The sequence below is a fragment of the Streptomyces sp. RerS4 genome (genome assembly GCF_023515955.1).
Classification (GTDB): domain Bacteria; phylum Actinomycetota; class Actinomycetes; order Streptomycetales; family Streptomycetaceae; genus Streptomyces.
In genome coordinates this window covers 1,178,715-1,202,684 of record NZ_CP097322.1, presented here as the reverse complement: position 1 = coordinate 1,202,684, position 23,970 = coordinate 1,178,715, and the positions used below count along the sequence as shown (strand labels likewise).

General features: G+C 73.0%; 17 protein-coding genes. 11 read left to right on the top strand and 6 right to left on the bottom strand.

Annotated elements, in window-relative coordinates; genetic code table 11:
- Positions 1–71: 71 nt before the first annotated feature.
- From M4D82_RS05425 to M4D82_RS05410, 4 genes are all read right to left on the bottom strand, one after another.
- A complete protein-coding gene (locus M4D82_RS05425) occupies positions 72–599 on the bottom strand; it encodes a NifU-related iron-sulfur-binding protein (protein WP_249764945.1) in 528 nt (175 codons plus the stop codon).
- Complete coding sequence (locus tag M4D82_RS05420) at positions 596–2,380, bottom strand: nickel-dependent hydrogenase large subunit (protein ID WP_249764944.1); 1,785 nt, start codon at positions 2,378–2,380, stop codon at positions 596–598. Before M4D82_RS05420 ends, M4D82_RS05425 begins: the two co-directional genes overlap by 4 nt.
- 128 nt (positions 2,381–2,508) lie before the next feature.
- Complete coding sequence (locus M4D82_RS05415; RefSeq protein WP_249764943.1) at positions 2,509–3,564, bottom strand: NADH-quinone oxidoreductase subunit B family protein; 1,056 nt, start codon at positions 3,562–3,564, stop codon at positions 2,509–2,511.
- An 86-nt stretch (positions 3,565–3,650) separates the two neighbouring features.
- On the bottom strand, positions 3,651–5,414 hold the full coding sequence (locus M4D82_RS05410) for a hydrogenase maturation protein (protein WP_249764942.1): 1,764 nt from the start codon (positions 5,412–5,414) through the stop codon (positions 3,651–3,653).
- Positions 5,415–6,037: 623 nt separating this feature from the next.
- Between M4D82_RS05410 and M4D82_RS05405 the strand changes: the two genes are divergently transcribed.
- From M4D82_RS05405 to M4D82_RS05355, 10 genes are all read left to right on the top strand, one after another.
- Complete coding sequence (locus M4D82_RS05405) at positions 6,038–6,223, top strand: thiazolylpeptide-type bacteriocin (protein WP_249764941.1); 186 nt, start codon at positions 6,038–6,040, stop codon at positions 6,221–6,223.
- 62 nt (positions 6,224–6,285) lie between these two features.
- Entirely contained in the window at positions 6,286–6,471 is a 186-nt protein-coding gene (locus M4D82_RS05400; protein WP_249764940.1) for a thiazolylpeptide-type bacteriocin, read from the top strand.
- An 89-nt stretch (positions 6,472–6,560) separates the two neighbouring features.
- A complete protein-coding gene (locus M4D82_RS05395; RefSeq protein ID WP_249764939.1) occupies positions 6,561–9,323 on the top strand; it encodes a lantibiotic dehydratase in 2,763 nt (920 codons plus the stop codon).
- Positions 9,324–9,355: 32 nt separating this feature from the next.
- Complete coding sequence (locus M4D82_RS05390; RefSeq protein WP_249764938.1) at positions 9,356–10,576, top strand: lantibiotic dehydratase C-terminal domain-containing protein; 1,221 nt, start codon at positions 9,356–9,358, stop codon at positions 10,574–10,576.
- Complete coding sequence (locus M4D82_RS05380; RefSeq protein ID WP_283844447.1) at positions 10,573–12,450, top strand: hypothetical protein; 1,878 nt, start codon at positions 10,573–10,575, stop codon at positions 12,448–12,450. Before M4D82_RS05390 ends, M4D82_RS05380 begins: the two co-directional genes overlap by 4 nt.
- Positions 12,447–13,307, top strand: a complete 861-nt coding sequence (locus tag M4D82_RS05375; RefSeq protein WP_249764936.1) for a TOMM precursor leader peptide-binding protein — start codon at positions 12,447–12,449, stop codon at positions 13,305–13,307. Before M4D82_RS05380 ends, M4D82_RS05375 begins: the two co-directional genes overlap by 4 nt.
- An 11-nt stretch (positions 13,308–13,318) precedes the next feature.
- On the top strand, positions 13,319–14,626 hold the full coding sequence (locus tag M4D82_RS05370) for a YcaO-like family protein (protein WP_249764935.1): 1,308 nt from the start codon (positions 13,319–13,321) through the stop codon (positions 14,624–14,626).
- A 123-nt stretch (positions 14,627–14,749) separates the two neighbouring features.
- On the top strand, positions 14,750–16,489 hold the full coding sequence (locus tag M4D82_RS05365; RefSeq protein WP_249764934.1) for a thiopeptide-type bacteriocin biosynthesis protein: 1,740 nt from the start codon (positions 14,750–14,752) through the stop codon (positions 16,487–16,489).
- Positions 16,490–16,585: 96 nt separating this feature from the next.
- On the top strand, positions 16,586–16,750 hold the full coding sequence (locus M4D82_RS05360) for a DUF6381 family protein (RefSeq protein WP_249764933.1): 165 nt from the start codon (positions 16,586–16,588) through the stop codon (positions 16,748–16,750).
- Complete coding sequence (locus M4D82_RS05355) at positions 16,747–19,230, top strand: SpoIIE family protein phosphatase (RefSeq protein WP_283844446.1); 2,484 nt, start codon at positions 16,747–16,749, stop codon at positions 19,228–19,230. Before M4D82_RS05360 ends, M4D82_RS05355 begins: the two co-directional genes overlap by 4 nt.
- 159 nt (positions 19,231–19,389) lie before the next feature.
- Here M4D82_RS05355 and M4D82_RS05350 read toward each other — a convergent pair whose 3' ends face one another.
- Complete coding sequence (locus M4D82_RS05350; protein ID WP_502988874.1) at positions 19,390–22,311, bottom strand: HAMP domain-containing protein; 2,922 nt, start codon at positions 22,309–22,311, stop codon at positions 19,390–19,392.
- A gap of 174 nt (positions 22,312–22,485) precedes the next feature.
- Here M4D82_RS05350 and M4D82_RS05345 point away from each other — a divergent pair, with 174 nt between their 5' ends.
- Entirely contained in the window at positions 22,486–23,424 is a 939-nt protein-coding gene (locus M4D82_RS05345; protein ID WP_249764931.1) for a SigB/SigF/SigG family RNA polymerase sigma factor, read from the top strand.
- A gap of 66 nt (positions 23,425–23,490) precedes the next feature.
- On the opposite strand, the gene M4D82_RS05340 is transcribed toward M4D82_RS05345, so the two are convergent.
- Complete coding sequence (locus M4D82_RS05340) at positions 23,491–23,970, bottom strand: ATP-binding protein (RefSeq protein ID WP_249764930.1); 480 nt, start codon at positions 23,968–23,970, stop codon at positions 23,491–23,493.

Below are 23,970 nucleotides of genomic sequence, written 5' to 3'. Positions count from 1 at the left end.
CCCGGTCCCGCCTGCGCCAGGCTCCCCGCCGTCGTTGCCTCGTACGCCCGCGGCCCCCGCCTCCGGCCCCTTCACGGCACCCGCACCGGGGAGGGCGGGCGGACCCCGATCTGGAGCAGCGGCGGCGCCGGCGCTGGCGCGGGCTCCGTCAGCACCTCCGTCACCTCGGGGGCGAAACAGGCCAACGCGTCCTCCAGCGGACGCGCGACGGCGCCCGGGTCGCTCCCGCAGCCGCATCCCCCGGACGCCGCCGCCCGGGGCCGTACCCGCAGCACACCCGTGCCCGCGTCGAAGCCGGTGACCTCGACGGCGCCCCCGGCCGCGTCGAGCGCGCGTCCGATCCGCGTTTCGACGTCCTCGGGGTGCAGTCCGTGCAGCGACAGCAGGCTCGCCACCAACTCGTCACCCAGCACCGGTTCGAGTGGGCCCGCCCCGGCGCGTTCCACGATCCGGGCGAGGCCGGCCCCGTAGAAGTCCATGAGTACGCGGACCAGTTCCTCGGCCGCGGCGCACGCCCGTCGGTCCCCCGCCTCGGCCAGCCGGTCGAGCACCTCCTCGACGCGCGCGCCCGCCTCCCGGGCGTCCGTCACGGCGCTCATCCGCCCAGTCCGCTCAGGCCGGTTGGCACGTGCAACGTCTTCACGGTCTTGCCGCCGCCCACGTACATGTGGACGCCGCAGGGCAGACAGGGGTCGAAGCTGCGTACGGTCCGCATGATGTCGATGCCCTTGAAGTTCTCCGGGGAGTTCTCCTCGAAGATCGGGGTGTTCTGTACGGCGTCCTCGTACGGTCCCGGCGTGCCGTAGGAGTCGCGGACGCTGGCGTTCCACGGAGTCGGCGGGTACGGATGGTAGTTGGCGATCCTGCCGTCGCGGATCACCATGTGGTGCGACAGGACGCCGCGCACCGCCTCCGTGAAGCCGACCCCGACGGACTCGTCCGGGACCTCGAACTTCTCCCAGGTCTGGGTGCGTCCGGCGCGTACCTCGGCGAGCCCCTTCTCGGCGCAGTGCAGGGCGATCGCCGCCGCGTACGCCTGGAAGTAGGTCCGGGCACGGTTGCGCTCCAGGGCGTTGCTCCACTGCGGGATCTTCCACTCGAAGCGCGTCTCGGGCTTCGTCATCGTGCGCGGCAGGGTGATGACCACGCTGTGCCCGGTGGCCTGCACGTAGTCGGTGTTCACCAGTCCGGACAGGGCGGTGGACCACAGACGGGCGATGGGGCCGCCGCCGGTGTCGAGGGCGAGGTGCTCCTTGCCGTCGAACCAGCGCGGCGACATGACCCAGCTGTACTTGTCGTCGAAGTCCCGTTTCTGCGGGGCGGGGATGGTGTGCTGGTTCCAGGGGTGCCGCGGATCGACCGGGTTGCCGAGCGGGTCGTGCGTGACGAACTGCTCCTTGCCCTCCCAGTCGTCGTAGTACGAGCTTCCGAGCAGGATCCGGATGCCGAGGTTGATCTTCGTGAGGTCGTTGGTGACCAGTTTGCCGTCGACGATCACGCCCGGGGTGACGAACATCTTCCGGCCCCAGTCGGCCATGTTGGCGTACGTGAAGTCGCAGTACTCGGGGTCGTTGAGGGCGCCCCAGCAGCCGAGCAGCACGCGACGCCGGCCGACCTCCTCGTAGCCGGGAAGGGCCTCGTAGAAGAAGTCGAAGAGGTCGTCGTGGAGCGGGACGACGCGCTTCATGAACTCGCAGTACCGCATGAGGCGGCTCATGTAGTCCGTGAAGAGCTGGACGGAGGCGATCGTGCCGACGCCGCCCGGGTAGAGCGTGGAGGGATGCACGTGTCGCCCCTCCATCAGACAGAACATCTCCCGTGTGTAGCGGCTCACTTGGAGCGCCTCGCGGTAGAAGTCGCCCTCGATGGGGTTGAGGGAGCGCATGATGTCGGCGATGGTCTTGTAGCCGTGGTCGTCGGCGTGTGGGGCGGGGGTGCGCTCGGCCTTCTCCAGGACGCCGGGGTTGGTCTCGCGGACCATCTTCTCGCAGTAGTCGACCCCGACCAGGTTCTCCTGGAAGATGTTGTGGTCGAACATGTACTCCGCCGACTCGCCGAGGTTGATGATCCACTCGGCGAGGTGGGGCGGCTTGACCCCGTAGGCCATGTTCTGCGTGTAGACGGAGCATGTCGCGTGATTGTCGCCGCAGATGCCGCAGATGCGGCTGGTGATGAAGTGCGCGTCGCGCGGGTCCTTGCCGCGCATGAAGACGCTGTAGCCGCGGAAGACCGACGAGGTGCTGTAGCACTCCGCGACCCGCTTCTGCTTGAAGTCGATCTTCGTGTGGATGCCCAGGCTGCCCACGATCCGGGTGATCGGGTCCCAGGCCATCTCCACCAGGCCGCTGCCGGCGCCGGCCGCCTTCGTCTTCGGTGTCATCGTGTCTGCCGTGGCCCTTCTTCGATGAATGCGGTGCGGTGCGGTGCGGTGCGGTGGGTTACACGTGTTGCTGGGAGGGGTACGCGCTGGTGCGGCGCGGTACGGGGCTGGGTGGCGCCGGGGGGTGGTCACCAGGGCGGGCGGTAGCCCGTCGTCAGGCGGTCGCCGGTGTGGCGCCACTTCGGCTCCTGGTCCACGGTGTGCGCAGTGAGCGCGCGCAGCTTGCGGACGACCTTCCCGTAGGCCGTGCTGGCAGTGGAGGACACCCGCGCGCCCGGGGGCTCGTCCATGAACGGCATGAACTTGTCGGGGAAGCCGGGCATGGTGCAGGCGATGCAGATGCCGCCCACGTTCGGGCAGCCGCCGATGCCGTTCATCCAGCCGCGCTTCGGCACGTTGCACTTCACGACCGGTCCCCAACACCCCAACTTCACCAGGCACTTGGGGGAGTCGTACGTGATGGCGAACTGGCCCTGCTCGTAGTAGCCGGCCCGGTCGCACCCCTCGTGGACGGTGGCACCGAAAAGCCACGTCGGCCGCAGCTTGTCGTCGAGCGGGATCATCGGCGCGGAGCCGGCCGCCTGGTAGAGGAGGTAGGTCAGGGTCTCCGAGAAGTTGTCCGGCTGGATCGGGCAGCCCGGTACGCACACGATCGGGATCCCGGCCTTCGACTTCCAGTCCCAGCCCAGGTAGTCGGGCACGCCCATGGCGCCCGTCGGGTTGCCCTCCATGGCGTGGATGCCGCCGTACGTGGCGCACGTGCCGATCGCCACGACGGCGAGGGCCTTCGGCGCCAGCCGGTCGATCCACTCGCTGGTGGTGATGGGCTGCCCGGTGGCGGGGTCGTCGCCGAATCCACACCAGTAACCTTCCGGCTTGATTCGCTCGTTGGGGACCGAACCCTCCACCACGAGGACGAACGGGTCGATCTCGCCGCGCTCGCCCTTGAAGAACCATTCGATGAACGTGTCGGCGCCGCCGACCGGGCCGCACTCGAAGTCGATCAGCGGCCAGTGCACGGCGATCTTGGGCAGACCGGGCAGGGCGCCCGTCACGAGCTCCTCGATGCTCGGCTGCATCGCCGCCGTCAGGGAGACGGAGTCGCCGTCGCAGCTCAGCCCCGCGTTGATCCAGAGGATGTGGATCGGGGGGTCTTCGACGGGGGCGGACGGTGCTGCATCCATGCGGATGCCTCCTTGGGGAGGGGGCGGGGAGCGGGTGAGGCCACGCGGTGCGCGGCGGTCGGGCCGGTTCGGCCTCACCTTTCTTGCTAACAGTCCGCGGCCCCGGGTGCTCCGTCAGGCGCGGCCAGTCCGGTGACGTCGGGGGTGACGAGCGCGGGGCGCTCCGGGGTAACACGTGTAAGGTGCGGCGGCGTCGCCGCCGGCGGCTCCTTGCCCACGAAGGCCCGGCGCAGGGCGTGATACGGCGCGTCCGGGTCGAAGAACGCGCGACGCATCAGGGCCAGCTCCGCCTCCCGGAACGAGGCCAGCGGCCGGGCGGCCTCGTCGCGCTCGCGCAGCGCCTTCTTCTCGGCGATCCGGGACTGCGCGGCGGGCAACGCCGCCAGGTGCGCCGCGAGCCGCGCGCTCTCGCCCGCGAAGGCCTGCGGCGCGCAGGGCACCGTACGGTCGACCAGCCCGAGCCGCTGCGCCGAGGCGGCGCTCAGCGGCAGCGCCTCGGTGGTGAGCCGTTCGGCGAGGGCGGGTCCGACGCGCCGGGGGAGCGTGTACGTCCAGTACTCGGACCCGTACAGCCCCATCAGGCGGTAGTGCGGGTTCAGCACCACGCCGGAGCGGCACCAGATCTCGTCGGCGGCGAGCGCAAGCATGGCCCCGCCGGCGGCGGCGTTGCCGCCGAGGGCGGCGACGACCAGTCGGTCGGTGGTGGTCAGGACGGCCTCGACCAGGTCGTCCATGGCGTTGATGTTGGCCCAGGACTCCTCGGCCGGGTCGTCGGCGGCCTCGATGACGCCGAGGTGGATGCCGTTGGAGAAGAAGTCCCGATCGCCGCCGAGGACGAGCACCGAGGTGGGGCGCGCGCAGGCCGCCCGGTAGGCGTCCAGCAGCCTTCGGCAGTGCGCGGTGCTCATCGCCCCGCCGGGGAAGGTGAAGGACAGCACTCCGACCTGGCCCTCCTCCCGGTAGCGGATGTCGGACCAGGTACGGCCGTGCAGGCCGGTACGCGGCGGGGCGGGGTGCTCGCGCAGTACGGGCAACCGTGCGCCCAACGCGACGGTGGCGGGCAGCTTCACGGGCGCCGGCTCCCCGGGGGTGCGGCGGGCGCGCAGCTCCGGGATCCAGACGGCGCCGTCGGTCGTGGCCCGGCAGACGGCGCCGGCCCGGGTGGCCAGCAGTTCGCCGGGGCGGCCGCGCAGCCGGTGCTCGGGGTGGCCGCCGTGGAGGTACCACTCGGCGCCGAGGAGCTCGTCGAGGACACCCGGTCGGGAGTCGGCGGCGCGCAGGGTGCGCAGGACGCGGTCGGTGGAGTCGTTCTCCCAGTCGATGCGGCGGGCCTCTTGGCGCAGGTACGGGCGGACGCGGGCGGCGGCCGGGTCCTGGGGGAGGGGGGTGTACGTGCGGGAGGCGAACCGCTCGACGGCCTGGAGGACGGCCTCCAGGGCGGCGTCGGCGATCTCCCCGCGGTAGAGGTCGCTCTTGGAGATCGGTGGCACCGGGCACTCGACGCAGGCCCAGACGTCGCCGGCGTCCATCTCGGCGGTGGCCTGGAGCACGGTGACGCCCCATCGGGTGACCTGCTCCTGGACGGCCCGGTCGAGGGAGGAGGGGCCGCGGTCGCCGACCGGTCCGGGATGCACGATGAAACACGTGTAACGAGCCCAGACACCTTCGGGAAGGGCCGTCGTCAGCATGGGGGCGAGAACGAGGTCGGGTGCGTGACGACCCACGGCATCGGTCAGGTCGACGCCGGGCAGGGCCAGTTCGACCGCCACGCGGTGGCCGTGGTCGCGCAGCTCGGCGTGGACTCGCTGCGTGAGGCTGTTGAAGGCGCTCGCGACGAGCAGGACGTACACGTGTTCTCCCGGCGGCGGCCGGCACCACGACGGTGTGGCGGCCGGCCTGGTCGACAACTCGTGACCGGAGCATGACCGGCCGCCAGCGATCGTGGGCCATCCGCCCACCGGCACGCCCGAGGCGGTGCGGAGGAGTCACCCGAAAGCGCCGCCGGGGGCGGCCACCCGGCCTTACCTTTCCCGCCCGTGGCGGGGCGGGGAGGTGGGTGAGGGGTCGGCAGCCGGCGGCCTCGCTCGCCGCACCGTCAACCCGCCGCATCCGATCGGAAGAACCTTTCCGGGATTTCCGCCAATTCTTCGTCCAGCAGGATTTCGCGCGTATTCGATCCCCGCTCCAGCGAGCCTGAGGGGGGTGGGGGGAACCTTGGGGCAATCGCCGACGGACGGCCGGGATTCGGACCCCAAAAGGCCGGATCCTTTTCCCCGACCGTCGAAGACAGGCCAATGGGTCCTTGAGTTGGCTGGGTTGCACGCAGACCACACCATTTCTTGCCGTTGCTCGAACCCCTGGCAATACTCGTCGATCGAAAGCACTCTCCGGGCGTCGGAGAATTCGGCCCCGTGGATTGCGGTCATTCGCACAGTGCACATTCGGCTTTCAATTCCACCCACGGGAGAAACTCATGTCCGACGCAGTATCCAACGCCGGTTTCGACCTCCAGGACCTGGAGCTCGACCTCGGTGACCTGACCGTCACGTCCCTGCGTGACACCCCCGCGCTGCCGGAAGGCGGAGCGTCGTGGGGCAGCAGCTCCTGCCAGGGCTCTTCCTCCTGTGCCCAGCCGACGGTCGACACCCCGATCGGCTGACGGTCCCCGCACCACGTAACACGCGTAACCGCCTTGACCGCCCCTCAACAAGAGGAGAGATCATGAACGACGCGATACCCGCCGAGGGCTTCGACCTCCAGGATCTGGAGCTCGACCTCGGTGACCTGACCGTCACGTCCCTGCGTGACACCCCGGCGCTGCCGGAAGGCGGAGCGTCGTGGGGCAGCAGCTCCTGCCAGGGCTCTTCGTCCTGCCAGCACCCCACGCCGGAAACGCCGACCCTGTAACTCCCGCGATCCGTACGCGCCGTGTCTTCCGCCGCACCCCGTGTGCGGCGGGAGGCCCGCGCGCCACCACCGACAGGACGGGGACCGCCATGCGGCAGCCGCAGCAGCCCTCCACGGTCGCCGACGCCCACACCGACGGCGCCGCCGACGGGTACCACGTACGGTCCGCGCCCTACGCGCTGGCCCGGTTCACCGTGCTCGCCCACCCCGCACAAGGGCCGGCGGCGGCAGAGTTCCGCACCCTCCTCGCCCGACTGAACCGGATCGACGCCGAACTGCTCCGGACCACCGGGCCGCTCTGCGACCACCTCTACGACAGCCGCGCGGGCCACCCGGAGGACTTCCACCGTGACGTCGTCCTGCCCCTGCGCCGGGCCCTGCACAACGGGCGCGAACCCCGACCCGCGTTGCTGGAACGCCTCGACGACCTCCCGCACCGGGTTCCCCTCCTCGCCACCTGGCTCGCCCTGCGCTCGCGCCGCGCCGCACTCCTCGCCGACCTCGCCCCCGCCGCCGAAGGCGCCCTCGCCGACGAACGCGCGGCCCTGGCCGCCCTCTGCCGCGCACCGGCCCTCGGCAAGGCCGTCGCCCTCACCAGCGGCGACCTGCTGCGCGCCGTCGAGCGGGCCGCCACCGGCGCCGACGACCGCCGGGCCCGCAAGGAAGAGCCGACCGTGCTGCGCTACGCCCTGCGGGCCAGCACCAAGACCAGCCCCTTGTCCTGGTTCACCGCCGTCGGCTGGGGCCCCCTCGGCAGCGGCGGGCCGACCGCGCCCGTGCCCTCCTGGGGCGCCACCCACCTCAACGAGGGCCCGCTGCGGGCGATCGTGAAGGTCAACCGCACCCTCACCACTGCCCTCGTCGTCGCCCTGCTCGACGCCCCCCACCGCCGGGCCGTGACCCCGCACCGCATCACCAGCACCGCCCGGATATCCGACGGACGGGCGGCATACTTCCGTGACCGGACCGCGTTCACCGGCGGACGCTACCTCGTCGCAGACGAAGACGAGGTGGAACTGCCCTACGGCGGGCCCCTGCGACTCCTGACCGAGCGTGCGATCGACACCCCCCTCACGCTCCCGGAGTTGACCGGCCTGCTCACCACCTCCCTGAGTACCTCCCCGCACGGAGGCGCCGGCGGCGGCCACGGCGCGGCCGGCGCCTTCCTCGAACGGCTCCGCGAGGCGGGTCTGCTCGTGCCGGGCGACCCGGTCCCGCCCACGGCCTGCGACCCCGTGGGCGGAATCGCGGCCTGGCTGCGGCGCATCGCCGCGCCGCGCACCGGGGAGGTGGACGGCGCCGGGGACCCGGATCACGCCGATGAGGTAACACGTGTTGCCGACGCCGAACGCGCCGAGCGAATCGCCTTGCTCGGACGGATGACCGCCACCTTCGCCGACGCACCCGCCTCCGACCGCCCCGCGCTCCTCGCCGGGCTCTCCCGCCGCTGGAGGGAGACCCTGGACGACGCCGGGCGCCCCGTTCCCGAGGTCGCCGCACCCCTGTCCGTCCTCTCCGAAGACGTCGTCGCTCCCCACCCGCTGAGCCTCGACGGTTTCCTGGACGGCGCCGACCACAAGGCTCTCGCAGAAGTCACGGCTCTGGCGGAACTCTTCGACCTCGGCCACCTCGTCCGTCGCGTCGTGCGCGACCGCTTCGTCGCCCGGTACGGGCGCGGCGGCACCTGCCGGCACCCGTGGGAGTTCGGCGCCGAGGTCGCGGAGGCCTGGCAGACCGCCGGACGAATCGCCAACCTGGACGCCGCCGACCGGGCCGACTTCCCCACCGGTGCCGACGAACTCGCGCTACTGCGCGCTGAGTTCACTCGGACGGCTGCCGCCGGCGGAGACACGGCCGGCGCCGGCGAGGTGACCCTCCCGCCGGCCCTCGCCCGCTCCCTCGGCCCCCGCCTGCCCGACTGGACCCTCGAACGGCCGCTCAGTTACTCGTTTTTCCTCCAGAAGGCCCCGAGCCTCGACGGGGCCCGGCTGTGCGTGAACCACGTGTACGGCGGCTGGGGCCGTTTCACGAGCCGCTTCCTGGACACCCTCGATCCGCACGCCACCGCCGAGGTGTCCCGGCAGATCCGGCGGGGCCTCGGGCCCGGAGCGCGAGCCGCGCAGATCCGTCCCGTCGGCGGCTTCAACGCCAACCTCCACCCCTTGCTCGTCCCCGACGAGATCGGTCCCGACCGCCGCTGGGCGTCCATCGGCGAGGGGGAGCTCGACCTCGTCCACGACGTGGCCACCGACCAGGTCCGCCTGCGCCTGCGCTCCACCGGCGAACTCCTCGACGTGCTCTACCCGGGCTTCCTCGCCCCCGTCCTGCTGCCCCGCCGCATCGGCGCCCACCTCGCCGACCACCCCCAAGGAGCGGTCGACTTCCGGCCGCTCCTGCCCCGGCACCTCCTCGACGCCCCCGGAGGCCGCGTCCTGAGTACGCCCCGGCTGACACACCGGCACGTCGTGCTGCGCCGCCGCCGCTGGACGCTCTCGTCCGGGGTCGTGGAACGCCTGCGCGCCGACCTCGCGGCCGGCGGCCCCGTACCGGCGCAGGCGGCGGCCCACTGGCGCGCGCTGCTGGACCTCCCCGAGCAGCTGTTCCTGCACCCCGTCGCCCCCGCCCCCGTCGGCCGCGACGCCGAGGACTTCCTCCGGGGACTTGACCGGCCCAAGCCCCACTTGGTGGACCTCGGTAACACGTTGCACCTGCGCTGCCTGCACAAATGGTTGTCCCGCCACGGCGACGGAGCCGTGCTGGAAGAGGCCCTTCCCGCCCCCGGAGGCCTGGCCGAACCGACTCACGCGACCGAACTCGTCCTGGAGGTCTACCGGGCAGGACGGCCGCGATGAACCGCCCGCAGACGTCGGAGGAGGAAGGGAACGTGGAGGGACAGAACGTGCCGGCAGCGCGGCACCACCGGATCGAGGACACCGTTACACGTGCCGGCGGCCCAGAGACCAACGACACCAACGACACCAACAGCGCCGTCGACGTGGTCGCCTACTACCACCACCCCGTCAAGGCACCCCTGCTGCGCGAGGTGCTCCTGCCCCTCGCCGCCTCCCACACGACCGACGGCCTCGCTGCCCACGTCGAGCGGCACTGGCTCCACGGCCCCCACCTGCGCCTGCGCCTCCACGGTCCGCGCGCGCGACGCGATGCCGCCGCCATCCTCGCCGCCAACCGGATCCGCGACTGGATCCGCCTCCACCCCTCGCGCGCCGACCTGACCAAGGCCGAACTCCTGCGACGCGCCGCCGACGCCGGGCGCGCCGAGCTGATCCCCCCGCCCTACGGGCCGATCGTCGCGGACAACACGGTGCGCATCGAGCCCGCCGACCGGTCCTCCGTCCGCACCCTCCTCGGGGACGAAGGCGCCGATCTCCGCGACGAACTGCTGCGCTCCGGAACCGACGCACTGCGCGCCGGCAGCGGCTTCCTCGGTGAACACGGCGACAGCGACCAGGCCCGCCTCGCGCTCGCCGTGACCGGCCTCGCCGCGCACGCCCGCGCCCACCCCGGCGGCCTCGCGGGCGGCCACTACTCCTACGTCTCCCACCTGGAGGACTTCCTCGTCCACGACGACCCGGACGGCCGCCTGCGCGCCGGGTTCGAACGCCGCTGGGAGCACGCGGGCGACACCGTGACCGACCTCGTCGGACGGATCGCCGGCGACGGAGCCCAGGGCTGGGAACGCGCCTGGGTCGCCTTCTCGGCCGACGCCTGGCAGCGGGTGCGCACCCGCCACGACGCGGGCGTTGACCTGCACGGCTCCCCGGCCGCCTACCGGGACCGGGCCGCCGCCACCGGCGACGCGACCGCCGCGCAGCGCTGGAACCACGAAACCCGCACGCGTTACAGCGAGTTCCACCGGCTGCTGAGCCGATCCGACCCGGAAGGGGCCATGTTCAGCCACCCCGACTACCTGATCCACCGGGCCTGCACCAACGCCCTGTACCGCCTCTTCGCCATCTGCGACGTGCGCCCGCTGGAGCGGTACCTGGCCGCGTACCTGGTCGTCCGCGCCGTCCCCGCCCTGACCGGCGTCGACTGGCGCACCGAAATCGAAGCCGCCATCGACGCCGTGGAGGCCCGCGCATGACCGCCACGCCTCCCAACTCCATGACTGCGCACGCGAGTAAGGGTGGCGAAGCCGCCCGCACCGTACGCGTCCTGCGCCCCGGAGTCGCCGTGACCCCGCTACGGGCCGGCCTGCACCTACGCGGCCGGCGCGGCAGCGTCACCCTGGAGGGCAGCGCCGCCCTGCCCGTGCTGTGGCGCTCGCTCGAAGGGCCCCTGCGAGCCGGGGGCCTCGACGACGTGCTCGCTCGCCTGGAGCCGGGGTCCTCCACCCGCCGCGCGGTGGAGACCCTGATCGGCCAACTGGAGGAGTACGACCTGCTCGTGGCGCAGCCCGTCGGCGCCCGCGATGTCGGTCCGGTCGAGCGGTGGACGGCCGCCACCGCCGATCAACCTGCGGCAGCCGGCGCCGTCCTCGCCGCCACCCGGGTCGAGGTGGTCGCCGGGGCCCCGGAGGGAGCCTTGGCTCGGGCCGCCGGGCAGGCACTGGAACTCGCCGGGTTGCACGTGTCGTACACCGCCGACCCGCTCCTGCCCGCGGGCCGGATTCTGCTGCGCACACGTGTAACGGCTACGGGTACCCGTACGGGGACACGTACGGGCGGCGTGGCCGTCGCCGCCGGACTGTGCGGCGGGACCGGATGGGTGACCGCGCCCGGGGGAGCCGCCCAGGCGCGTTCCGACGCGGCTGCCCTGGAGGCGCGGCTCGCGCCCGGCGGGTCCGACGCCTCGCCCGCTTCGGCCGCCCTGCTTGGGGGCGCCGCAGCACATCGTTTGCTGTGCGCGGCGGCCGGGCTGCCCGACCCGGCGTTTGAGGGCGGCGACGAGCGGCTGTTGCCCGGCCTGCCGGCGGTGCTCCTCGCCGAGTCCCGTCCGGCGCGGTCCGATTACGTGACCTGGCTCGGTCCCGAGCGGATCGATGCCGACCGGCGTATCGGTCTCGGGCCGGCCGGCGCCCTCGCCGAAGCGCTGCGCCGACTGTCCGCGCTTGGGGACGAACGTTGCGGGGCGCTTCCCGTACCGCTCCCCGAGGACCTGCGTCAGATGCCGGTCCCGCTCGCCTCCTGCGAGCTGCCCGGGGCCACACCCCCTGGAATCATCCTGGCCTGTGGTGCACCCCGGCTGGACCTGGCCCGCCTGGAGGTGTTCTGCCGGGCGGCGGAACTGCTCCTGGGTGGACGGGGCTTGACGGTCGGCGCCACTCCCGGGCACGCCCTGGGTCGGGCGCTGCGGGAGGCGGCCGCACGTCACGCCGCGACCGATGCCGAAGCCACCCCGCTGCCTGCCGGGCCCTGGGAGGAGCACCCGCAGCTGCGCCACTGGTGGACCACCCTCACGGTGCGCCTCGCCGTGTCCGCCCACCTGGAAGTGCACCGGCTCGCCCCGGACGGGGGGGCGTACCGCGCCGTGGTTTCACGTGCCGCGCCCGACGGAGGCGTGGGCCCGGTACTCGGCCGCGCTGTCGAGGCGACTCCGGGGGATGCGGCAGCCTTCGCCTCCCTCGCGGCCGTCGCCGCCGTAACGGCCGAGTGGGTGGGGGCCGTTACACGTGGTGCCTCTGGCCGCAGCCCTGCTGCTGCCCTTGGTCCTGCCGCAGCCGCTGCCCCTGGCCCCGGCCTTGGCCCTGCTCCCGCCCCTGCGCGGGCCTCCGGCGGGGCCATCGCTCCGCTGGCCGCCGCCGGTGTCCCGACAGCCGCCTGGGAGGACGACGGCTGGACGGGCGGCTGGCTCGCCGCGCTCGCGGGACGCGAGGAGGCGTTACACGAGACACTCCGCCGCCTCCCCGGTCTGCCCCCGACCGCGGAGGCGGCCGGCGCCGACGATCCGGAACTCCTGGCGCTCATAAGAGCCTTCGGGTTCACCGTGCTCCACACCCCGGAGGAAGAGACCCGATGAGCACGCTCACCACGGAGGCCGCCGCCCCGCCCGTCACCGGCCTCCTCGGCCCGCTGTCCGTGCACGTCCTCGACGCCGCCACCGCGACCACCATCACCGATGGGACGGCCGCCGTCCTGCTGACCGAATGGACCCTCGGCGTGGCCGAGGAGCTGAGTCGGCATGCCCTCGACCACCCCGTGACCCTCGTCCCCGTGCGCTTCGACGGGGCGCTCGCCGTGATCGGCCCCGTCCTGCGGCCGGGCGCGGCCGCCTGCCTCAGCTGCACCGAGTACCAACGGCTGGCCACGGCGGGTGGGCGCGTACCGTGGCAGAGCCCGGCGCTGGCCCTCGCCGGCGTCCCGTCCCCGGCGCTCGCAGCGTCCGTGGGCGCCCTCGCTCAGGAACTGCTGGACGAGGAAACAGAAGCCGCCCCGCGCGCGGAAGCGACGCCGGACGCGGAATCCGCCCCGGACCCCCGTACCGCCGCAGTTCACGTCGTCCACCAGGGCCGGGGCACGTGGACCACGCACCGCGTCCGCCCCATCGGCGGCTGCGCCGTCTGCCACCCCCTGCCGCCCGACTCCGCGCCCGCGTCCGCCACGGCGCCTGGGTCCGCCACCGTGTCCGTGCCCGCGTCCGCCTCCGTGTCCGCCGCTGCCTCCGCATCCGCGCCCGCGTCCGGTCCCGCCTCCGCGCCCGTGCCCGCGCCCGTGCCCGGGTCCGCGTCCGCGTTCGACTCCGGGTCCGCGTCCGTGCCCGACTTCGGGTCCGCGTCTGCCGCCGCCACCGCGTCCGCCCCGCCTCCGCCCCGCCCTTCTCTACCCCCCGTCCCCTCCCCGACCCCTACGTCCTGCGTCAGCCCAACTCACGTGTAACCACCGACCGGTTGCGTGCCGCGCTGCACGACGAGCGCTTCGGTCCGGTCCGCCGCCTCTTCCGTACCGAGGACTCCGCCTTCTGCCTGACCGGTGCCTTCGTCACCGACGGCCGCGGCATCGACGAAGGCGGGTACGGCCGCGCCCGCGACTTCACCGCCAGCGAGCGCATCGCCCTCTTCGAGGCCGTGGAGCGGTACGCCGGCATGCGCCCCACCGCCCGCCGCACCGACCTCCGCGCCTCCTTCGCCGCCCTGGGACCCGGCCGCGCGCTGGACCCCGAGCGGCTCGGCCTGCCCGATCCGGCCCACCACGGCCACCCGTCCTCCCTGACCGTCCCCTACACACCGGACCTGGAGCTGGACTGGGTCCAGGGCTGGTCGCTCACCCACCGCCGGCCCGTCGCCGTCCCCGAGCACGTCGCGTACTGGGATGTGCCCGGCCGCGACCGGCCACGGGTCGTCTACGAGTCCTCCAACGGCTGCGGCCTCGGCAACAGCCCCGAAGAGGCCGCGCTCTACGGCCTGTTCGAGGTCGCCGAACGCGACGCCTTCCTCATGGCCTGGTACGCCGCCACCCCCCTGCGCCGGATCACCCTCCCCCCGGACGACCTCGACACGGTCCTCCTCGCGGACCGCGCCGCACTGGTCGGCTACCGCCTCCAAATCCTCGACGCCACCAACGACTTCGGCATACCGGCGGTCATCGCGGTCTGTCGCTACGAGGGCGCCCACCCGGACGCGCCCCGCATGTTCCTCGCCGCCGGCGCGCACCACGACCCGTACGCCGCGATCCGTTCAGCCGTCGCCGAGGTCGTCACCAACGTGCTGGAATCGGCGCACCGTTCGTTCGCCGACGGCGGTCCGCGCGATCCGGACCGGCTGCGCCCCATGCTGGACAGGCCCGAGCTGGTGACCTCCCTGGACGACCACGTCGGCGTCAACACCCTCCCCGAGGCCGCGCCGCGCCTGGAGTTCCTCTTCGCCGACACCCCGCGGCTACGGCCCGAGGAAGCGTGGCCGATGGCGCCCGCTCCGGTCGCCGACCTCACGGAACTCCTCGCGGCGACCGTGGAACGGCTGTCCCGCGCCGGCCTGGAGGTGATCACCGTCGACCAGAGCGAGCCGGGCGTGGCCGCCGGGCTGGGCCTGCACTGCGTGAAGGTCGTCGTGCCGGGCTCGCTCCCGATGACCTTCGGGCACGTCAACCACCGCACCCGCGGCCTGCCCCGGCTGCTGGAGGTGCCCCACCGCCTGGGCCGCGTAGCGCGCCCGCTGCGCCAGGAGGACCTGACACCGCACCCGCACCCCTTCCCCTGACGCCTGCTGCCTCCATCTGCCCTTCATCTGAACTTCGTTGAACTCAGTTGAACTCCGTCCGCCCGACGCCCGCCCTACGCCCGCCCCCTGACGTTCCCCCGACGCACCCCTCAAGGACCGCACGTGACGACGACCGACGCCACCCCCGACGCCCACCAAAGCTCCTTCGGAAACCCGCGCGCCTGGCTGAGCCTGCACCTCTTCCTGCACTGCGAGACGGCCGCCACCGACGCCTTCCTGCTCCACACCGCCGCCCCCCTCCTCGACGCCCTCGTGGCCGCCGGCGAAGCCGACGCGTGGTTCTTCATCCGCTACGGCGAGGACGGCCCCCACGTACGGATCCGGGTGCGCGGCATCAGCGCCCGCGCCGCCGGGGAACTCCCGCAGCGCCTCGCACGCGCCGCCGAGGACGTGCCCTCCGTACCCGGCCCGTGGCCCTCCCGGCACGGGGAGGTCCGCGCCGTCCCGTACGAGCCCGAAACGGAGCGCTACGGCGGCCCGGACGCCCTTCCGGTCGCCGAGGACGTCTTCGTCGCCTCCACCCGGGTCGCCCTCGACGCCCTGCGTGCCCTCCCCGAGGGCGCCAACGGGTCCGCCCGGCTGACCCTCGCCGCCGACCTGGCCCACGCCACCGTCCAAGGCCTCGGCATGGACCGGCTCACCGCCGCGCGCTGGCTGCGCGGGCACGCCGCCGGCTGGCGCTGGGTCACCGAGGTACCCCTCCTGCCGGGCGCGGCGGTGCACACACGTGTTAACGCCGTCTACGCCGCCCAGCGCACGGGCCTCGCCCGCCGCGCCGCCGATCTGCGCGAACGCCTCACGGACGGCACCGCCGCCCCCTGGATCGGCGAGTGGGCGCAGGAGATCCGTACGGCCGACGCGCTGCTGCGCGCCACCGTGCACGGCGCCGTGGCAACGGGCGCCGAGGCAGCCGCCGCAAGCAGCCCCTCCACCGCGTGGATCTGGGCCTCGCAGCTCCACATGCTGTTCAACCGCTTCGGCGTCAGCCCCGACGAGGAGCGAGCGGTATGCCGACTCGCCTCCCGCACCCTGCTGGAGACGGACGAGCCGCCCGGCTTCTTCCCGCCCGGTCACACCGCCTCCGACGTGCAGTACCTGGAGCGCAGCAAGTTCCAGATCGGCCGCAACGAGGACAGCGCCTTGCGCCCGCTCCCGCCCCACCCGGCCTCCACCCACCCCGAGCTGCCCCTGCCGGCGGACGCCCTCCCGGTGGTGTCGCTGCGTGCCGCGCTCGCCGCCCGCGCCTCGGTGCGCGGACCGCTCGCCGGGCCGCTCGACGCAGGCACCCTGGGCTCCCTGCTGTGGCACTCCCTGGCCGAGAGCGGCCGCACCGAACAACGCCTCGCGGACGGCTCGACCCGCACCCTGGTCCACCGTCCCTATCCCAGCGCGGGCGCCCTGTACACGGCACGGGTGCGCCTGCTGGTCCGCGACGTCGCGGGCGTCCCGGCGGGCACGTACGACTGCGTCCCCGAGAGGCGCACGCTGCGCCGCATCGGCCCGGCGCCGGCCCTCCCCGACCTCAAGGCGCTGTCCACGTACTTCACCCGCCCGTCGACGGACCCCGACTGGATCGGCATCGATGACGCGCCCGTGGTCCTGGGCCTCTACGTGGACCTCGGCCGCCTGCGCGGTCGCTACGGCCTGCGCGCGCTGCGCATGGCCCTGCTGGAGGCGGGCCACGTGGCGCAGACGCTGCTCCTCACGGGTGCGGCGCTCGACCTCGCCGGCACCCCGCTCGGCGGCTTCCACGACGACCTGGCCCACGAACTCCTCGGCCTGGACGACCTCGAACAGCCCCTCCAGTACCTCCTGCCGCTGGGGCGCCGCTCCGTCTCCTGATCCTGCCCCTTATGTGCCGGTTTGCCTGGTCTTGGGGGTGGGCATGCGATCCCGCGAAAGGCCCCTGCGGGGCCCCATGCCGGGAGGTGGCTCGTCATGCCCGACGAACGCGCGGAACAGGCCCAGGCGGAGCGCGACTGGGAGAAGGCCCAGCAGCTCCTCGAACGGGCCGAGCGGAGCAGCGACCCGGAGGAGGCGGAGCGGCTACGGGACCGGGCCCAGCTGATGAAGGACCGGAGCACGAGCACGCGCAAGCCATGACCGACGGCGCACCGACGAGGGAACCGACGGAGCCGACGGAGCCGACGCGGCCGGCGGGACCGACGGGACCGGCGGGACCGACCGGAGGGGCACGCGACCAGGCGGACCGGCCGGACCGGGCAGACCGGCCCTGCCAGGCAGAGCGGCCGGACCAGCCGGACCGGCCGGCCCCGCCCCACCAGGGCGTCCGCGCAGCTCAGGACCGTGACGCCCTGGCCGCGGCCGTCCTCGCGCTGAACGAGGAGATCGCCGCGCTGCACGCCGACCGGGCCCGCCGTCGGCTGCTCGACCTCGCCACCGGCGTGCTGTCCTCGCAGCTGACCACCACCCCCGAGGCGGCCGTGGACCACCTGATGCGGCTGGCCCTGTCCACCGGGCTCGGGGCGGCGGACATGGCGGCCGACATCGTCAACGCGGCCGTGGGGAGCGTCGTCGCCGAGGCCCATGACACTCCGCTCGCTGCCGCCCCCGACCGTTCGCCCCCGCCCGCCGCCGAGGCCCGCCGCGCCCGCCGGACCGCGGTGGCGGCCCTCGCCGCCGACGGCCCCTGCGAGGCCCTGGCCACCCTGCTCGACGCCGGGCTGCGCCCGCTCGGCGTCCAGGAGGTCTACCTGTGGCGGCGTACCGGCACCGGCTGCCTGGAACTGGTCGGGCAGGCCGGAGCGAGCGTGCCCGAAGCCGAGCACTGGCAGTGGCTGCCCTCCGGGTACGCCGGCCCCCTGCACGGAGCGGTCACCGCCGGCGTCCCCGTCTGGCTGCCGAACGGAACCCCCGACGCCGCCCCGGGGTCCGAGTCGGGGTCCGAGTCGGGCCCGCTGCCCGGAGCCGCCCCGGACGGCGCCCGGATGCTGCTGCCCTTGTACCGCGAGGGCGTCGTCGCCGGGCTGCTCCTGGCGGCGTGGCGTGAACCGGCCGAGCTCGACGAGCCCCTGCGGGCGGTCCTCACCGCCCTGGCGGAGCCCGTGGCGCACGTCCTGGACTGGGTCCGCGACGAGCAGGGCGGCCCGCCCGGCCTGGCCGCCCTGCTGGAGCTACTCGAGCAACCTGCCGCGATCCTCCGCACGGCCGCGCCGGACACCGCCGTCGTGGAGTACGTCAACCCCGCCGCGCGCCGCGCCGTCGGGCCGGTGCACGTGCCCGCCGGGCGGCCCGCCGCGCAGGTGTTCCCGTACGCCCACGACGGACTCGTACGGCTCATCGCGCGGGCCGCCGGCGGGGCGGGGCCGCAGTTCGCCCCCTGCCTGCCGGAGGACGGTCGGGCCCCGGAGTCGGGCTCCCTGGCCCACGTACGGGTCCTGGCGCTCGCCCTGGACCGGGCCGCCGTCCTGTGGGACACCGTCGACAGCAGCCCGGTGCTGGTCCGCGTGCTGGGGAGGCTGGAACGGCTGGCCTGGTTCGAGGACGACCTGGTCACCGGCCGGACCCTGTGGAGCTCCAAGGCGTACCCGCTGTTCGGCCTCGACCCCGCGCAGGAGCCGGTACCGCTGCGGCTGCTCGGCCCGTGGCTGCACCGCCGCGACACCGACACCCTGCAGCGGATGCTGTCCACCCTCTTCGACCGCCGCCAGGGCGCGCAGGCGGCCGTCCGGCTGGTACGCCCGGACGGTGGGGTGCGACGGATCCAGATCGCCGCCGAACCGGTGTTCACCGGCGGGGTTCCGACCGGACTCGCGGGCGTGTACCAGGACGTCACCGCCCAGCACCAGGCCGAACTGGCCCTCAGTGCCAGCTTCGACCGACTCACGGCCGCCGAGGCGGAGGCCGCACTGCGCAATCGTGTCGTCCTCGGCCTCCAGCGCGCGCTCCTGCCGGAGGAGCCGGCGCCGGAGGCCCTGGACGGGCTGGAGGTCGCGGTCCGCTACCGGCCGGCCGCGTCCGAGTACCGGGTGGGCGGTGACTGGTTTGACGTGCAACAGCTGCCGAGCGGACGGGTGTTCGTGTCCGTCGGGGACATCGCCGGCCACGGGATCGACGCCGCCACCGCCATGACGGGGCTGCGCAACGCCCTGCGCGGGCTCGCGTTCACGGAACGGCCGCCCGGCGAACTCATGGGCTGGCTCAACGACGTGGCCCTGAACAGCCCCGGCCTGCCGACCGCCACCGCACTGTGCGCCCTCTACGACCGCGCCGACCGCTCGCTGCGCTGGACGGCGGCGGGACACCTTCCGCCGCTGCTGCTCCGGCAGGGGCGGGGGCGGTTCCTGGAGCCGCCGCACATGATCCTGCTGGGGGCCGACCCGGGGGCCGCGTACGAGGAGGTGGTCACCCGGCTGGACCCGGGCGACCTGCTGTTCTTCTACACGGACGGGCTGGTCGAGCGGCGGCACGAAGGGCTGGACGAGAGCCTGGCCGTACTGCGGCGGGCGGCCGAGCGGCTCGGGGCGGACGTCGACACCCAGGAGCGGGCCGACCGGCTGATGGCCGAGGTCAGCGGGGACACGGACGACGACACGAGCCTGGTGGTGCTGCGCGTGCGCTGACGCGGGGCCGGCGGCGGGCCGGCGGCGGGGCGGGGCGGGCGGGTGGCCGAGGTGAGGCGGAGCTTCGGTTGGTTACTCGCGTGGGTTACTCGTGTTGCGTGCAGGTGCGGGCGGCTCCACCCCGCCAGGCCGGCCGGCTCGCCGCCGGTTCCCGGTGGTTCAGCGGCCCCGGTCGGCCAGGCAGCCGCGGATCGAGGTGATCAGGGCGTCCGGGTCCACCGGTTTGGTGATGTAGTCGGTGGCCCCGGCTGCCAGGGCCTCTGCGCGGTCGTCCGGCATGGCCTTCGCCGTGACCACGATGACGGGGATGTCGGCGAGGCCGGGCAGCCGGCGGATGGCGCGGGTGGTCGCGTACCCGTCGAGCCCGGCCATCATCAGGTCCATCACCACGAGGTCCACGGATTCCCCGCCGGTCAGCAGCGCGATGCCGGCCTCGCCGTTGTCGGCGGCGAGGACCCGCAGGCCCGCCGCCTGGAGCATCGCGGTGAGGGCGAAGACGTTGCGGGCGTCGTCGTCGATCACGAGGACGGTGCGGCCCGCCGGCTCCCCGTCGGGGGCCGTTCCGGCCGCGTCGGCATCGTCCGTCGACGCGTCGAGTGCGTACGCCGTGGGCAGGCGGCCGACGCCGCCCCGACCGTCGTGTACGGGCAGGTACAGCGTGAAACGGCTGCCCCGGCCCTGCGTGCTCCGCGCGACCAGCGCCCCGCCGAGCAGCCGGGCGACCTCCCGGCTGATCGACAACCCGAGTCCGGTGCCGCCGTAGGCGCGGGCGGTGCCCGGATCGCCCTGCTGGAAGGCGCCGAAGACGGACTCCAGCTGGTCGGCGGCGATGCCGATGCCGGTGTCCGTGACGTGGAAGGCGAGGACCGGTCCGTTGCCCCGCACGGCCGGGGGGAGTTCGGCCGGTTCGGCCGTCTCCACGCGCAGCGTGACCCGACCGGTCTCGGTGAACTTGAGCGCGTTGGAGAGCAGGTTGCGCAGCACCTGCCGCAGCCGGCCCTCGTCGGTGGTCAGCGAGTCGGGGGCGTCCGGGGCGGCCGTCACGGTGAAGTCCAACTCCCGCTCGTCGGCGACGGGCTGGAAGGTGGTGTTGACGTAGTCCAGGACCCGGCGCAGCGAGACCGGTTCCGGGTGGACGTCCATCTTTCCGGCCTCGACCTTCGACAGGTCGAGGATGTCGTTGATCAACTGGAGGAGGTCGGAGCCTGCGGAATGGATGACGGTCGCGTAGTCGACCTGCTTCTCCGTCAGGTTCCCCTCCGGGTTGTGCGCGAGGAGCTGGGCGAGGATGAGCAGGCTGTTGAGCGGAGTGCGCAGCTCGTGGCTCATCTTGGCCAGGAAGTCCGACTTGTACATGGACGTACGTGACAACTGCTGGGCACGCGCCTCCAGTTCCTGCCGGGCCTGCTCGATCTCCAGGTTCTTGCGCTCGATGTCACGATTGCGGTCCGCCAACAGGGCGGCCTGTTCCTTCAGTTCGGCGTTGGAATGCTGAAGTTCCTGCTGCCCGACCTGGAGTTGCTGCGAACGGGAGCGGAGTTCGGCCGTCAGCTGCTGCGAACGCTCCAGCAGTTCGTCGGTGCGGGCGTTGGCGATCAGGGAGCGCACGTTGACGCCCAGCATCTCGGTGAGCTGGTCGAGGAAGTCGCGGTGCAGCGGTCGCAGCGGGCGCAGGGCCGCCAACTCGACGGCGCCCAGCACCTGGTCCTCGGCGACGACGGGCAGCACGATCAGGTTGGTCGCGTCGATGGAACCGGTGCCGGAGGTGATGGTGGCGTAGCCGGGCGGCAGGTCGTCCACGGTGATCGCCCGCCGGCCGGCGGCGGCCTCGCCGACCAGCGACTGCCCGATGCGGAAGCGGCGCGGGCCGTGGGCCGGATCGTCGGGCAGACCGTACGTGGCGATCGCGACGAGTTCGGTGCCCTCGGGCCCCTCCTGGGCCAGGAAGAAGCTCCCGTACTGGGCGTTCACCAGTGGCGGCACCTCGCGCATGATCAGCTGGGCCACGGCGGGCAGTTCGCGGATGCCCTGGATCTGCCGCGAGACCCGGGCGAGGCTGGAGCCCAGCCACTCCTGCTCCTCGTTGGCCCGGGTGGTGGCGCGCAGGGACTCGACCATCGCGTTGATGTTGTCGCGGAGGTCCCCGACCTCGCCCGGGGCCTCCACGGTGATGGAGCGGGTCAGGTCGCCCTCGGCGACGGCGCTGGTGACCTCGGCGATGGCGCGGACCTGCCGGGTCAGGTTCCCCGCCAGCTCGTTGACGTTCTCCGTCAGGCGCTTCCAGGTGCCCGACACATCGGCGACCTCGGCCTGGCCGCCGAGCCGACCCTCGCTGCCGACCTCGCGGGCTACACGAGTTACCTCGGCGGCGAAGGAGGACAGCTGGTCGACCATCGTGTTGATGGTGGTCTTGAGCTCCAGGATCTCGCCGCGCGCGTCCACGTCGATCTTGCGCGTGAGGTCGCCGCGCGCCACGGCCGTGGTCACCTGGGCGATGTTGCGGACCTGGTTGGTCAGGTTGAGGGCCATCGAGTTGACGTTGTCGGTGAGGTCCTTCCAGGTTCCGGATACCCCGTGCACGGTGGCCTGGCCGCCCAGGTTCCCCTCGGTGCCGACCTCACGTGCTACACGAGTAACCTCCTCGGCGAACGCCGAGAGCCGGTCGACCATCGTATTGATGGTCTCCTTCAGCTCCAGGATCTCCCCGCTCGCGTCCACCCGGATCTTCTGCGTGAGGTCGCCCCGAGCCACGGCCGTCGCCACCTGAGCGATGTTGCGCACCTGGGAGGTGAGGTTGTCGGCCATGCTGTTCACGCCGGTGGTCATCTCGCGCCAGACGCCGCCCGTCTGCGGAACCCGGGCGTGACCGCCGAGCAGGCCCTGCCCGCCGACCTCCTGCGCCACACGTGTTACCTCGGCCGTGACCAGGGACAACCGCTCGACCATCCGGTTGTGGACCGTGGCGATCTCACCCGGCAGACCCGCCGCGTCGTCCGGGAGTCGGGCGCTGAGGTCCCCGTCGTGGACCGCCGTCAGGCTGGCGAGCAGCTTTTCCAGGATCCGGTCGGAATCGTCGTTCATGCGTGACCTCGCGTGACCTCGCTCGCTCCACTGTGACACGCGGAGGGGACAAACACACCTGAAGGGGTCGAATCATCCTCCGGCGGGTATACCCACGTCGACAGCCACGACGGTTCGGCCGTGCCGGAAGCAGCCGGCGCCGGACCCACCCGTCGGAGGATTGAGATGACATCAATGTCCCGAGATAGCGCGGCGCCCATCGATACCACCGGCTTCGCGGAAGGCCTGGAAATTCCCGAGGACCCGCTCGGCGTCAGCACCGCCAGTGCCCGGACCCTTTCCGTGGCCCTGTTCCGGCGACTGAACTCGCTCGCCGAGGGCACCCCCGAATATTCCTATGTACGCAATACGCTCGTGGAGCTCAATCTCAGCCTGGTGAAATACGCCGCCCACCGGTTCCGCAATCGCAGCGACCCGTTGGAGGACATCATCCAGGTGGGCACGATCGGCCTCATCAAGGCCATCAACCGGTACGACGTCGAGCGCGGGGTGGAATTCGCGACGTTCGCGCTGCCCACCGTCACCGGCGAGATCAAACGTTTCTTCCGCGACAGCACCTGGTCGGTGAAAGTACCCCGACGCCTCCAGGAACTGCGCCTCGACATCGCCAAGGCCCACGACGCCCTGGAACAGCGGCTCGGCCGCCACCCCACCGACGGAGAACTCGCGGATCATCTCGGCATCACCGAGGAAGAGGTGAACGAAGGCCGTCGCGCCGCCAACGGCTATACGGCGGGATCCCTCGATGCCCCGGCCGGTGAGGAGTCCGAAGGGACGACGTTGATGCGCTCGCTCGGCATCGAGGAGCAGGCGTACGACCGGATCGAGTGCCTGGAGGCGCTGAAACCGCTCATCGCCGGCCTCGGCGGCCGCGACCGGGAGATCCTCTCCCTGCGCTTCGGCGACGAACTCACCCAGGGCGAGATCGGCAGCCGACTCGGCATCTCCCAGATGCACGTGTCACGCCTGCTCGCCCGCATCATGGAGACCCTCCGCGCCGGCCTGCTGGAAGACGCGGAACCGGACGCGGAGCAGCCGGGCGACGAGCCCGCGAGCGTGAAATCCGTCGTCGCGCGGGGAAACCCGTCCCGACGCGAGCGCTCAGGCCCGTGAGCACGCACGAGCACGCACAGTGAACAGGGTGGCGGAACGACCGTTCCGCCACCCTGTTCGCCGACGTCACTCGGACCTCTCGCCTCTCGGACCTCTCGCCTTCGGTCCCGGTCGCCGCGGTGCGAGAACCTCCAGCCATACGCACTTCCCGTCACCCATCGGCTCGGACCCCCAGCGACGTGCCAGCCTCTGCACTATGACCAGCCCGTGCCCCCCCGGCTGCGCCGGGTCGGGCCAGGGTTTGAGTATGGGAGGAGTCGGACTGTGGTCCGTGACTTCGATGCGCAGGCCGTCCGGGGTGCGGTGCAGTTGCAGCGTGCGCGGCCCGCCCCCGTGCAGACGGGCGTTGGCCACCACCTCGGAGACGAGGAGCAACACGTCCTCCGCCTCGGCGGCCTCCGCCGGGCCGCCGTCGTCCTGCGGCGGGACCGGCCAGCCCCAGGCGGCCAGAGCCTGCCGGGTGAAGTCGCGGCAGTGGCTGACGACATCCTTGGTGTCGTTCAGCAGCAAGTGCCGGCTCCGCTCGGGCGACCGGCGCTCGTCCAT

What these genes read in the sequence shown, in the direction of transcription:
- M4D82_RS05425 (WP_249764945.1), bottom strand. Translation starts at nt 599, where the DNA reads ATGAGCGCCGTGACGGACGCCCGGGAGGCGGGCGCGCGCGTCGAGGAG.
- M4D82_RS05420 (WP_249764944.1), bottom strand. Translation starts at nt 2,380, where the DNA reads ATGACACCGAAGACGAAGGCGGCCGGCGCCGGCAGCGGCCTGGTGGAG.
- M4D82_RS05415 (WP_249764943.1), bottom strand. Translation starts at nt 3,564, where the DNA reads ATGGATGCAGCACCGTCCGCCCCCGTCGAAGACCCCCCGATCCACATC.
- M4D82_RS05405 (WP_249764941.1), top strand. Translation starts at nt 6,038, where the DNA reads ATGTCCGACGCAGTATCCAACGCCGGTTTCGACCTCCAGGACCTGGAG.
- M4D82_RS05400 (WP_249764940.1), top strand. Translation starts at nt 6,286, where the DNA reads ATGAACGACGCGATACCCGCCGAGGGCTTCGACCTCCAGGATCTGGAG.
- M4D82_RS05395 (WP_249764939.1), top strand. Translation starts at nt 6,561, where the DNA reads ATGCGGCAGCCGCAGCAGCCCTCCACGGTCGCCGACGCCCACACCGAC.
- M4D82_RS05380 (WP_283844447.1), top strand. Translation starts at nt 10,573, where the DNA reads ATGACCGCCACGCCTCCCAACTCCATGACTGCGCACGCGAGTAAGGGT.
- M4D82_RS05375 (WP_249764936.1), top strand. Translation starts at nt 12,447, where the DNA reads ATGAGCACGCTCACCACGGAGGCCGCCGCCCCGCCCGTCACCGGCCTC.
- M4D82_RS05360 (WP_249764933.1), top strand. Translation starts at nt 16,586, where the DNA reads ATGCCCGACGAACGCGCGGAACAGGCCCAGGCGGAGCGCGACTGGGAG.
- M4D82_RS05355 (WP_283844446.1), top strand. Translation starts at nt 16,747, where the DNA reads ATGACCGACGGCGCACCGACGAGGGAACCGACGGAGCCGACGGAGCCG.
- M4D82_RS05350 (WP_502988874.1), bottom strand. Translation starts at nt 22,311, where the DNA reads ATGAACGACGATTCCGACCGGATCCTGGAAAAGCTGCTCGCCAGCCTG.
- M4D82_RS05345 (WP_249764931.1), top strand. Translation starts at nt 22,486, where the DNA reads ATGTCCCGAGATAGCGCGGCGCCCATCGATACCACCGGCTTCGCGGAA.
- M4D82_RS05340 (WP_249764930.1), bottom strand. Translation starts at nt 23,970, where the DNA reads ATGGACGAGCGCCGGTCGCCCGAGCGGAGCCGGCACTTGCTGCTGAAC.